At 59.2% G+C, this 13,027-nt stretch carries 1 protein-coding gene; it reads right to left on the bottom strand.

Annotated elements, in window-relative coordinates; translation table 11 throughout:
- Positions 1–110 precede the first annotated feature (110 nt).
- Positions 111–12,968, bottom strand: a complete 12,858-nt coding sequence (locus tag ACTQ1S_RS04300; protein WP_441547143.1) for an InlB B-repeat-containing protein — start codon at positions 12,966–12,968, stop codon at positions 111–113.
- Between the last annotated feature and the right edge of the window lie 59 nt (positions 12,969–13,027).

Genomic DNA, 13,027 nt, shown 5'->3' with positions numbered 1-13,027 from the left:
CTTTCGGGTCGAAACAAAAACGGGACGGGCAAAAGACCCGTCCCGCAAGTATAAACGTTTGAGCAGGTCAGATGATGCAAAGCATCAATCTGGTTGCCTCTTTAGATCCGCTACGCGTCAGAGCGACGGCGACGCAGCAGCTCGAGCCCCAGTGCGACAAGCGCAACAGCACCCGCGGCCACAGCGACAGCCAACGGCGTGCGATCGCCCGTATCGGCGAGCTGCTGAGCACTCGACTTGGAAGACTCCTTCTTACCGGAGTTTTCCGCGCCCGATGCCTTTGCCTTATCGACTGCGGAGTCATCCGGGCTACCGGGTTTTGTCGGATCCTTTGAATCCGGCTGGTCGGAATCGGGCGTTCCGGGCTTTTCCGGCTCCGGCTTACTCGGGTTGTCAGGCTCGGGCTTGTCCGGCTGGTCCGGGTCGGGCTTGCCCGGATCGGGAACCACCGGGTCCGGGTCGACAGGCTCCTGCTTCTTCTTCACCGTCAGCGTACCGGGCTCAACCATGACATCGAAGTTCGGGTCGGTGACCGTCGCCTCGATCTGGTACTCGCCCGCCGGGGAACTCTCATCGGCGACGCAGGAGTACTCGACCTTCACGCCCGAGGTATTGGCCGAACTCTTTAGGCTCGAGGTAAACGCGGGGTTCGCCTCTCCCTCGAAGCGTTCAGCATCGTCGACCTTTACCTTAAGCTTCGCCGGCGCAATCTTGAAGTTGCGCGAGGCGGCGCCGATATACCCGTTGCTTCGCAGCGTGGCAACGGCGCGATACGTGCCCGCATCGGTCGGGGCCTCACTCGACGAATAGTGTGTGCCGCCCGTCCCGTAATACCTGATCCTCAAGTCACCTTCGCAGGCCTTGGGAACCCCCGTGACCTCGGGCGCCTGGGCGTCACCACTATAAACGAAGTCGCCGCCTGCAAATGCGAGCTCGACCCGCTTCGCCTGAACGACCAGAACGAAGTGCGCGGTCGCGGTCTTGCCATGAGCATCCTTGCACGTGACGTCAAAGGTAGACACTCCGGCCTTGGACGAGGTGCCCGAGAGCGTCAGACCGCCCGCCGTGCGGATGAGCTTAAATCCGTCTGGGAGCTTAGCGTCGTCCCACGTGTACTCATACGGAGCTTCGCCACCCGCGGCACCCAAAATCGTCGCGCGATACGTGTTATGCGCACGTGCGACCGGCAGCAGACCGCCGTTGAACACGAGGGCATCCCGGGGCACAACGGAAACGACGGCGCGATCGCTGTCCACCTGTGTCTCGGTACGAAGATATCGCTGAGTGACGCGGCAGGAATACTCGCCGGCGCAATCCTCATCGAGGCCCTCGATGAGGAGCGTCTCCTCCGTCTCGCCCTCAAGCGCCACAGCCTCGCCGCCCACCATGTGGAACCACTGATAGGAAAGCTCAATCTCGGCAGCAGAACCCGTGGACGAGGACGCGTGGTCGAGGACGCCCTTGCCCGCCTCGGCAGCAACCGAGAGCACAACAGCATCGTCTTCGTGGGCACTCGCATCCTGTGGCTGCGCAATCACCTTCGGAGCGTCCGCTTTCGCGAACTCGAACGTAATCTCGTGCGACGCGGTGACGCCACTCAGCGTGACCTCGTACGCTCCGCCCTCATAGTCGGAGATATCAAGATCGATGGCCTTGTCCGAGTCGGCTTCCGTGACCGTCACCCGCTCGAGGTAGTAGCCCTCGTCAGGCGTCGCCGAGAGCGTCACGTCGCCGCCGGCATCAACGGTGACGGAAGCGTTGTTGACCGAACCGTTGACCGCCTTCGCCGTCACCTCAAAGCGCTCGGGCTTGTCCGGGTTATCGGGCTCGGGGTTATCAGGGTCGGGATTATCGGGATCAGGCTTGGGGCCCGGATCAGGCTGATCGGGATCCGGGTTGTCCGGGTCAGGGTTATCTGGATTGTCCGGCTCAGGGTTATCCGGGTCAGGGTTATCCGGGTCAGGGTTATCTGGATTGTCCGGCTCAGGGTTATCCGGGTCCGGATTGTCCGGGTCCGGAATCACCGGGCCGGGATCGACGGGCTCCTGCTTCTTTTTAACCGTCAGCGTTCCGGGCACGACCTCGACATCGAAGTTCGGGTCGGTGACCGTCGCGCCGATCTGGTACTTGCCCGCCGGTGAGTTTTCGTCGGCATCGCAGGAGTACTCGACCTTCACACCCGAAGTGTCAACCGCACTCTCCAGGCTCGAGGAAAACGCTGGGTTCGCCTCTCCCTCGAAGCGCTCGGCGTCGTCAACCCTCACCTTGAGCTTTGCCGGTGCGATCTCGAACTGGCAGGCAGCGGCACCGATGTAGCCGTGGCTGCGCAGCATGGCGACAGCGCGATACGTACCGGCATCGGTCGGGGCCTCACTCGAGGAATATTGCGTACTTCCACATCCGTAGTACCAGACCTTAAGGTCGCCCTTGCAAACCTTAGGAGCACCGAAAACTTCGGGGGTCTGCGGCATGCCGCTATAGGTAAAGTCGCTATCCGCAAACGCGAGCTTTACGCGCTTTGCCTGAACAACGATCGCAAAGTGGGCAGTCACGGCCTCGCCACGTGCATCCGTGCACGTGATGTCGAAGGTGGAAACGCCCGTCTTGGACGGAACGCCAGAGAGCGTCAGGCCGCTCGAAGTACGGGAGAGCTTGAGCCCGTCGGGGAGCTTCGCCTCATCCCATGCGTACTCGTACGGAGCCTTGCCGCCCGCGGCCCCGGCAATCGTTGCGAGGTACGTGCTGTGGGCGCTCGCTGCCGGCAGCAGGTCGCCGTTAAATACAAGGGTGTCCCACGGCACGATGGAGACGGAGGCACAATCACTGTCCGTCTGCTTCTCAGTACCAAGGTAGCGCTGAGTGACGCGGCAGAAATACTCGCCGGCCTGCTCGTCATCGAGGTCCGCGAGTGAGAGCGTCTCCCCCGTCTCGCCCTCGAGCGCCACGGCCTTGCCATTCACCATGCGGAACCACTGGTAGGAAAGCTCGACCTCGGCAGCGCAACCCGTGGACGAGGCAGCGTGGTCAGCGACGTTTTTGCCTGCCTCGGCCGCAACCGAGAGCACAGCCGAATCGCCTTCATGGACGCTCACGTCCTGCGGCTGCGCGACCACACGCGGAGCGTCCGCCTTCGCGAACTCGAACGTGACCTCCTGCGATGCGGTGACATCGCTCAACGTGACCTCGTACGCCCCGCCCTTGTAATCAGAAATGTCGAGGTCAACGGTCGCATCCGAGCCTGCCTGCGCGACCGTCGCGCACTCGAGGTAGCAGCCCTCGTCGGGCGTTGCCGAGAGGATCGCTTCCCCGCCCTCAACAACCGAAACCGAAGCATTGTCGACCGAACCGTTGACCGCCTTCGCCGTCACCTTGTAGTGCTCGGGCTTCTTCTTGACCGTCAGCGTGCCGGGGTCGACCGCGACATCAAAGTTCGGATCGGCGACCGCCGCGTCGATCTGGTATTCACCCGCCGGCGATTTCTCATTCGCCGAGCAGAAGTACGTAACCTTTACGTCCGACGTGTCGCAACGACTCACCAAGCTGGAGGTAAACTCGGGGTTCTTCTGACCCTCAAAGCGCTCAGCATCGTCGACCTTCACCAGCAGCTGAGCCGGCGCAACAGTAACCGTCAGTTCAACGTCTTCGGCGGCAAGATAGTTACGCGAGGCAGCGGCACGGGCGACAACACGCGCCGTACCGGCGGCCTTCACCGTCGCACAACGCCCCTTAATCGAAACCGAGCTCGCATCGTCATCGGAATCAACCAGCTCAAAGCTCACGGGAGTCTGGGCAACGTTGTTAAACACAATGGGGTCTCCACCGTAAACACCCGAATAGATCGTCGTTCCCGTAATGACCTGGCTTGCCTTTGCAATCGAGAACTCGGCGGACTTTTTACCCTGATAGTTGGTGTCAGTCACCGTAACCGTGACGCGGTAGTTGCCACTGTCGCACGGCTCCAGCGCCGTCGGACCATAGGACGTTCCACCTATACCGCGATAGGCAACGGAATAGGCAGACGCATCAAGGCCGGCAACCGCAACCGCCGCACCGTGTCGTGCGCCATCGTATGTCACATCAGACGTCTCGATCGAAATATCGACCGGGGCCTTCTCGATCGTAAAGTCACAGGAGGCATTACCGACATATCCGTTGGCTTCGAGCGTCGCCACCGCACGATACGTGCCGGCATCCACCGGCGCCTGATACGACGAGTAATGTGTGTCGTCCGTGCCAACATACGTTAGTTCGACATCGTCCTCGCAACCCTCGGGCACGCCCGAAAGCTCCGGGGCCTGCGCCGTCGCATTGTAGGTAAAGGTCTGGCCCTCAAATGCAAGTGGGGCTTTCTTCGCCTTCACGAGCAGCACAAAATGCGCTACGCGCTTATTACCCAGGTCATCGGTACACCTAATCTTGAAGCTATGCACACCCGTAGCCGCAGGCACGCCCGAGAGCACCAAGGCGCCCGATCCGTCATCTGCCAGCGTCAGCTGCATGCCCTCAGGAACCGCAACATCACCCAAGTTATACGCATACGGCGCCTTGCCGCCCGTAGCGCCGGTAATCTCTGCACGGTACTCATCGTGAGCGGTCGACACCGGCAGCACACGCCCGTTAAACACAAGTGCTTCTCGGGGCACGATGGATACCTTCGCATGTTCGGTATCCGTCTTTGTCACCGTGCCCAGGTAGCTCTGCGTAATGCGGCAGAAGTACTCGCCCTCGCCGTCGCTGTCGAGCTGGGCGATCGAAAGCGTCTCCCCCGTCTGGCCCTTTAGCGGCTCTACCTTGCCACCATCGTCAGACATGCGATACCACTGGTAGCTCAGCTTGACGTCTGCAGCGGATCCAGATGACACGGCCGCATGGACGCGAACGTTGCGCCCCGCCTCGGCGGCGACCGAAAGCTCAACCGGATCGCCCTCGTAAGCACTCGCATCCTGCGGCTGCGCAAGGACCTGTGGAGCCGCTGCCTTTGCGAATTCAAACGTGACCTTTTGCGGAGCACTCACGCCACTCAGTGTGACCTCGTACGCCCCACCCTTATAGTCAGAAATATCAAGGTCATAGGCATTGCCGGCCGAACCTTCATCACCCGCTTCTTCGGCAACAGTCACGCGCGTCAGATAGCAGCCCTCATCGGGCGTCGCCGAAAGCGTCGCCTTGCCATCCGTAGCGACCAAAGCAGACTCCGGATCAACCGATCCGTTGACCGCTCGGGCCGTCACCTTGTACTTAGGCGCCTCCGCAAAGCGCGCCTCGACGGTCATGTTGTCCTCGGGGACAAACGTCCAGGTAGCATCCGTGCTCAGCGGCTCATCGCCCAACGACCCGTCGTCATTGCGCGCATACCACCCATCAAACACATAGCCCGCATCGGGAACGGCAGTCAGGGTCGTGGACTCACCGTTCTCGACTTCGTTGGTCACGGCATAGCCCAGAGATTCGTCCTCGGAGGAACCCTCGACGTGTCCGCCCTGACGCGAATCCACCGCCGTAACCGTCATCGACGCCCGCTCATAAACGGCCGTAAAAGTACGGTTGCCAAACACTACGCGGTTGATCACCGGTGTGGCGCCCACAGGCATGCCGTTCTCGTCGACCCAGTATTTAAACTTCCAACCCTCGTGCGGCACGGTAAACATAATCGCCGCGGAATGGTAGGAGCCGCCGGTACCAAGCGCAACCATGCTAAAGCCCGCGCCCTTGGGATACGTGGCGACTTGAACATCGCAGCCCGTCTCATAGAACACGGCCGTAAGCTGCCTATTCTCCTTTGCGGTACCGATATAGAACGCGCTGTAGCTCACCGTGACACCCGCATCATCGACCCAATGTGAGAAGTGGTACTTCTTCCACGGGATCGCGAACGCCATAAACATGTCGCCCCTGTCGTACGACCTGCTGCCGGCAGGAATACCGTCGACCAGAAGGGCCGTACCGCGGAAGATGGACGAGCCGGTGACGGTAATAGTCACCTGTCCATCGGATTCGAACTGCGCGTAGTACGTTATGTCTTGTGTGGCGGTCACATCGAGGGTCGTCGCGGTCTCGACAATCGAGGTACCCGCCTTATCGGTGCTCCAGCCCACAAAGCGATAGCCCATACCGGCAACAGCGGTCAGTTCCACCTGATCGCCCGCGGCAAAGCTACCGCTACCCGTAACACGGCAGTCCCTGTTCGAAGCCTTGTCCTTCACCACGACCTCACCCGTAACGGTCACCTCGTACGGATCGGCAAACACGGCCTGAAGCTCCAACGTATCGTCCTCGAGCCCCTCGACCATATCCTTGTCGAGCTTAACCCAACAATGGGCGTCGCAGCTCAGCAGCGACTTGCTGCCCTCGGCATCCAGGACATACCAGCCGACAAAACGTTTGATTCCCATAGGCGTAGCGTTGAGTTCGACCGTATCACCGAATTGATAGGAGCCCTCGCCGCTCAGGGTACCAACGCTATCGTCACTCGCGCTCAAAACGACCTGATAGGACTTAGGAGCAAAGGTCGCCGTGTAGGCGGCGTCGTCCGTGACCTTAACGGTATAGTCGGCGTTCTCGCTGACCGTCTCGCCCCTGTCGTCCGTCCAACCAGCAAACGAATACCCGGTGTTTGCAGTCGCGCGAAGCGTTGCGCGGTCGCCGGACTCATAGCCACCAAAGCCGCTCACGGCTCCGCCCTCGCCAGGCGAAGCAACGGTATGCACGACATACGAACCCGACGCAAAGAGGGCATAGAGCGACGTATCCTCACGCACGGTAAATCGATAAGTTTTCTTGGAGCTCACGCACGTGCCGTTACGGAGCCAGCCCACAAAAGCCGTATCCTCGGCGGCGACCGCACGCACGGTTGCGACCTGTCCGGCGGCATACGTCCCCGCGCCCTCGACCGTGCCCATACTCTCCTCGCACGAGACGTCCACCGTACATTGCTTTGCCGAGAACACGGCCTGGAGCGTCGTGTCAGACGTCGGCACCACGTGATAGGTTCTGTCACGGCTTACCACGGCTCCCGAGGCATCGGCCCAATACTCAAACGCATAGCCCGAAAGCGCATGCGCGGTCAGCGTGGCGGCATGCCCCGCCTCAACGGTACCTGTGCCCTCGACCCAGCCGGCGACGCTCGATTCGACCAGCGAACCGGTGCCGGAATCGACTACCGCCGTGACGTCGACTTCATAGCTTTTTGCCATAAAGCGAGCGATGTGCACATGGCTGCGCTCCTGGTGGCAGGTGAACTCCGCATCGGCAGACTCAAACGTGCCGTCGGCCGTATACCAACCAGTAAAGACGTAACCGGGGTTGGGCGTCGCCTTCAGGGCAACCTCAGCGCCGCGGTCGGCAAGGACGCGGCTCGCCTTGACGGTGCCACCTTCCGCAGGATCGGCGAGGGGTACGCAAACGGTATCGACAGGCACAAAGGCCGCGGTAATAACGCAGTGCCCGGTTTTACCGCGAGCCTTCGCAACCAACGAGGTCTCATGCTTAAGGCTCTTCAGGCGGCCATTGACGTACCAACCCCAGAACAAAAAGCCAGGATGGGCCTTGGCCGTCAGATGAAGGGTCTCACCTAATTTGAACTTATCAGTCGTGGGCTTCACCACAGTCCCGTTGCACGTCACGGTACCGCCGAGCCACGAATCAGCCGTGACCATGACCTCGGGTTTTGAGTCGGTAAAGATCGCGGTATAGGTGTCGCTCTTGGTAACCTTAACGACCAGCTCGGCGGTGTCGTACTCCTTACCGGAGTCATCCTTCCAATGGTCAAAGCGGTAGCCGTCATTGGCCTTTGCCTTGAGCATCACCGTGTCGCCATATCCGCAGGTAACCGAAGATGCCCCCGGGTGCCCCTCAATCTCAACCGCACCGCGCTCCATAAAGGTCTTCTTGGCCTTCGCCGTCACGGTATAGGTATTTTCCTCAAACACCGCGCGCACGGTGCATTCCACGTCCTCGGGATAGAACTCGAGGTAGCTGGGGTCGGTGCCCAAAAGCAGGTCCGTCTTGGCGTCGTACCAGCCCTTAAAGGTAAATTGTTTGCTCGCCTCGGCCGTGAGCTCTATGCTCAGCATGGCAGGCTCGCCCTTCATGCAGTAGCCCTCGCCGTGCACTAAATATTTGCCCGCCATGGCCGCGGCCGGCTCAACGACCACGTCTACCTTGCAGGCACGCGTAAACTTCGCCTGGACCACGCAGTCGGTAATGGGCTCAAAGGTATAGGAACGCTCGCTCGACACCAGCGTCGACGTAGTATCCGAGCCACCATTGCTCAGATACCAACCGTCAAAGATATAACCCTCGGATGGGGTGGCCTCCGCGGTCACGCGCTGCCCTTCGGGAACCTCGAGCACCATGCCGGCAGTCTCGCCGCGCTTCAGTGTAACGGTGCCGCCCTCGAGCGGGTCGGCCTCGGCACGCACGATATGCGCATCCCTGCCGTCCATTACAGCCTCGATCCGGGCATTCCCGTTAACGCGGTATTCGCAAACTTCCTGCTTGTTGGCAATCGTGATGCCCTGCGCATCGGTTTCGCGCCACTCCACAAACCGATACGTTTTTTCCGGATTGTCGGGGCGCACCTTGGGCCGCATCGTAAACGTGAGAATGTCCCCATCCTTCGCGCGAACCTTGCCATCCACGACCGGCACGCCATCGCACAGCACCTCGGCGCTATCGAAGGGGTCGGTATTCACCAGGATTGTCTTATCCGCCTTGCGGAAGCGTGCAACCAGATGGCGGTCGACCTCGGCCTTGAAGATATACGTACGCTCGGGCGAGACCTCGATGCCGTCCTCAAACCATCCCACAAAGGCATAGTCGGGACCCTCGCTCGCGGTGACCATAGCCTGATCGCCACGCGTAATGCTCTGCTTTACGGGGCTTGCGGTGCAGCCTGTCGAAAAATCGGCCTGAATGCCATCGGCTTCGGCAACCGCCGTAATCTCAACTTTTTTCTCGAAAACGGCCGTCATTTTTACGACCTCGGGCGTCAGGTCCGTGATCGTCATCGTCTTGAGAGGTGATGTCGAGACCTCGACACCGTTCTCTTTCCAACACACGAAGCGATAGCCGGGATTGGCGACAGCCTCCAGCGTGGCGACCGTCCCCTCATAGTGGATACCGCCTCCGGTAACGACGCCGCCCACCTCGGGCTGCGCGGTGGCAATTATTTCGATCTTATGGTCGCCATGAGGCTTGGGCTTCTTGTGGTCGTCGATGATGTCCTTAATCTCCTTGAGCACCTTCGTGCCGACGGCGGCAACATCCTCAATGTTGTCGGCCATACCGATCTCGATCACCGCATCGGCCGCGATGGGGTCGACGATCTCGCCCAGCCCATACATGGTAGCGAGGACGGCCGCAGCCGTAATCGCGGCGATGAGCGCAGCCTTAAGCGCTGCGAGTGACTCGTCGGGGTCAGTCGCAGCGCGGAAATGCGCGGTGTACTGCACATCTCCCTCGAGCACAAACGTGTAGGACGGACCATCGTCGCCGGTAAAGACAACGTTGCCGAGGGCATCGGTCGCGTAGTCAAACACATAGCCAGGCATTGGCACCGCCACGACCGTTACGCGCGACCCGATACCGTACAGACCGGTAGAGAGGAACTGTCCGAGCGGCTGCCCGTTCTCATCGACCCCGTCCACACCCAGCACAACGCTCGCCTGCGGAGCGCAGTAGCGCGGAGTGATCTCGATCCTAGCGTCAGTCTTGTCCTCGGACACAATCGCGTCCGCCTTGTCCACCGTATAGGTAAAGTCAAGCTGATCGCTCACGGCGTACGCATCATCGCCCTCGCCCAGATACCAGCCCAGGAACAGCGCGTTATCCGTGACAGCGGAAACCTCAACCGTCTCGCCGGCATTGCGATAGCAGTTTTGAGCGGTAACGCTCAGGTGCGCAAAGTCCTGCGACGAGTCGGTCGCCTGCGCATCGTTGACGTACACCGCATAGTCCTTGAGCTTAAAGCGAGCCTCCAGGGACAGGTCCTTATCTGGCGTAAACGTGTAGACCGGCTCCTTGGAGATGTACTTGCCGGACTCGGTGTCATACCAGCCCTTAAACGTGATGTTGTCGTTGAGCATCCCCAAAGTACCGGCATCGAGCGCGACTTCGGCACCTGCGTCGATCGTCATCGTGCCGGAAACATCGGGAAGCTCAACGCCATCCATCAGCTTGTGTTCGCCCTTATCAATCGTTTGGGCATAGGAGATCTGGAACGATGTCGGCGTGGGTTTCTTAAGCTGTAGCGTGCCCTTGGTTTGGGTTTCGAAATGCGAATAGCCGTCGTCATACACGAGCTTTACGGGCTGTCCGTCCATCGACTCATCGAAGACATCACCATCGCAGGGGGTGGCCGTAAGGTACTCGCCGAGCTCTTTCTGTATGAGGGCCTCGTAGTCCCAAATCGATACCGAATGCGGGTAATCGAGCTCGACGTTCATGCCCTCGAGCGAAATGGTCTCCCCCGTCTCATAGGTCATGTTGTTGGGGTCGCATGAAATCTCAACGTTCTCGAGCACCTTGCCCACCGGGACGGGCAGGCAGCCGTTGCACATCTCCCAAACAGCTTTGGGATGCCCGTTAGCATACTTCGGAATCATCTTGGCGGGGACCATGACGGTCATGTTGTATTTGGGGAACGTGTCGGTGTTAATGAGCACCGCATTGTTGCACCCAAAGAACACGGTCTCGAGATTGGTACTGCCAAACGCCTTTTTCGGCAACTCCTCGATCTTGGAGTTATATGGCAGTGTCAGCCCGCCGCTCAAGTCGGTGCCGTAGAAGCAGGTGTGACCAAGCGTTTCGACCGTTGTGTTGCTCTCGAGCCCCGTGGTAGCAAGGTTCGAGCAGAACCTAAACGCGCAAACGCCAATCGATGTAATGGAGGTATTCTTGTCCAGGCCGGTATCGGTCAGAGCTCTGCAGCCTTCGTAGGCTCTGTCGGGAATCGATGTGAGGCCGACAACCTTGTCGAGCCCCGTGGACACCAGCCCACTCTCGGCAAACGCAGCGTCGCCCATAGAGCCAATGGCGGCAACCTCGTTGATGTTCAAACTCGTAAGCGACTTGCAGCCATAGAATGCCTCTTTCCCGATGGTACCGATGGTCATGCCGGAAAGGCTGATATCGGTGAGATTCGGGCAGTTATAGAAGGCGTGCAGTCCGATTTTGGAAATGGAACTGTTCTTAAAGCGCACTGAACACAGATTGGTAGAGTCGGCGCAGAGCTGTGCGTCGACTTCATCAACCCCGTAATCGACAATCAAATTCGTTACCATTCGACCGTCGACGGAGTTCTCGCGCGGGTTGTTTTCATCGATTTCTACCGTAAGATTTCCGTTTGCGTCGCACGGATACAGGTAGTAGTTCGGCATGAACTTGGCATACTCGTAGGCCGCCTGCTGCAGGTTGCCCTTGCTGTACGCGACAAGGCGCGTGTAGCCATCGTCGTACACGAGCTGTATAGGTTCTCCGTCCATCGACTCGTCGAAGACATCACCATCACAGGGGGTCGCCGTAAGGTATTCGCCGAGTTCGTCCTTTATGAGCGCTTCGTAGTCGCTATCCATCGTCGAATGAGGATATTGAAACGTGACGCTCATGCCCTCGAGCGAAATGGTGTCACCCTGCTGATAGGCCATCTTGTCGGGATCACGCGAGACCTTAATCTTTTGAAGCATCTTGCCCACGGGGACGGGCAGGCAGCCATTGCAACTCTCCCAAACTTCGTTGGGGCGACCGCTTGCGTATTGCGAAACCATCTTGGCAGGGACCATGACGGTCATGTTTTGCTTGGGGAACGTGGTGGAATTAATGAGCACCACATGGTCGCATCCAAAGTACACAGTTTCAAGCTTAGAGCCATAGAACGCACGGCTCGGCAGTTCCTCGATCTTGGAATAAAGGGGCAGCGTCAGCCCGCCGCTCATATTGGTCCCGGAGAAACAGCCTTCGCGAAGCGTCTTGATCGTCGTATTGTTCTCGAGCCCCGTCGTCGCAAGGCGAGAGCAGTTTTTGAACGCATTAACGCCGATTGATGTGATAGATGTGTTCCCTCCCAGACCGGTATCGGTCAGAGCGCTGCAGCCATTATAAGCGTTCTCAGGAATCGAACTGAGACCAACGACCTTGTCGAGCCCCGTAGACCGCAGCCCGCTCCAGGCAAACGCGGCATCGTCCATAGAGCCGATGGTAGCAACGTCATTAATGTTCAGACTCGTAAGCGATCCGCACCCAGAAAACGCTTCTGTTCCGATGCCCCCAATGGTCATACCGGAAAAGCTGATATTGGCGAGATTCGAGCAGCCAGAAAAGGCGTGTAATCCAATTGAAGAAATAGAGCTGTTCTCAAAACGTACCGAGCGCAGATTGGAGGAGTACTCACAAATATATCCGGGGACCCCATCCACTCCGTAATCAACGATCAGGTTGGTCACCAATTGACCATCGACAGAGTTCTCATTCGGGTCGTTTTCATCAATCTCTACCGTAACGCTTCCGCCAGCATCACACGGATACACATAGCCGTTCGGCATAAGCTTGGCATACTCATAGACCGTTGGGTCCTCATACACGAGGGGATCGACTTCGCTGTCATCGGACGAGGGTTCCGCCGTTGCAGGCGAGGTCTTTGCTGCATCGGAGTTGGTCGCGGAGCTCGAAAGATCTTGGGCCAGGCTCGACGTGGAAGTGCTGGTATCCGAGCTGGACGATTCGTCCAGAGCGTTATTCGTTTGGTCGGAAGTTGTGGATGAGCCGCCCTCGCCCAAAGACGACGCGTTATCGACCGCATCGGCATCAGCGTCAGAGCCCGAGTCGGTCTCTTGGGCCTCGTTTTCGACGGCGACCGCCCCAGCATCATCGGCATAGGCTGTGCTGGGCGCAAGGGGTATCGAGGTCACGACCATCGCGACCGAAAGATAGACGACCAAAAACCTATAGAGGGCAGCAGTGATCCTGTTCATAGGAACCTTCCCGCAATTCGCAAAGATACCGAGGACCCAGTGCGGGCCATCATCTCACA

The sequence above is a fragment of the Collinsella sp. LCP21S3_D3 genome (assembly GCF_052118305.1).
Lineage (GTDB): Bacteria > Actinomycetota > Coriobacteriia > Coriobacteriales > Coriobacteriaceae > Collinsella.
The sequence above is the reverse complement of the archived record's forward strand: the minus strand, read 5'-3'. Positions and strand labels throughout refer to the sequence as shown.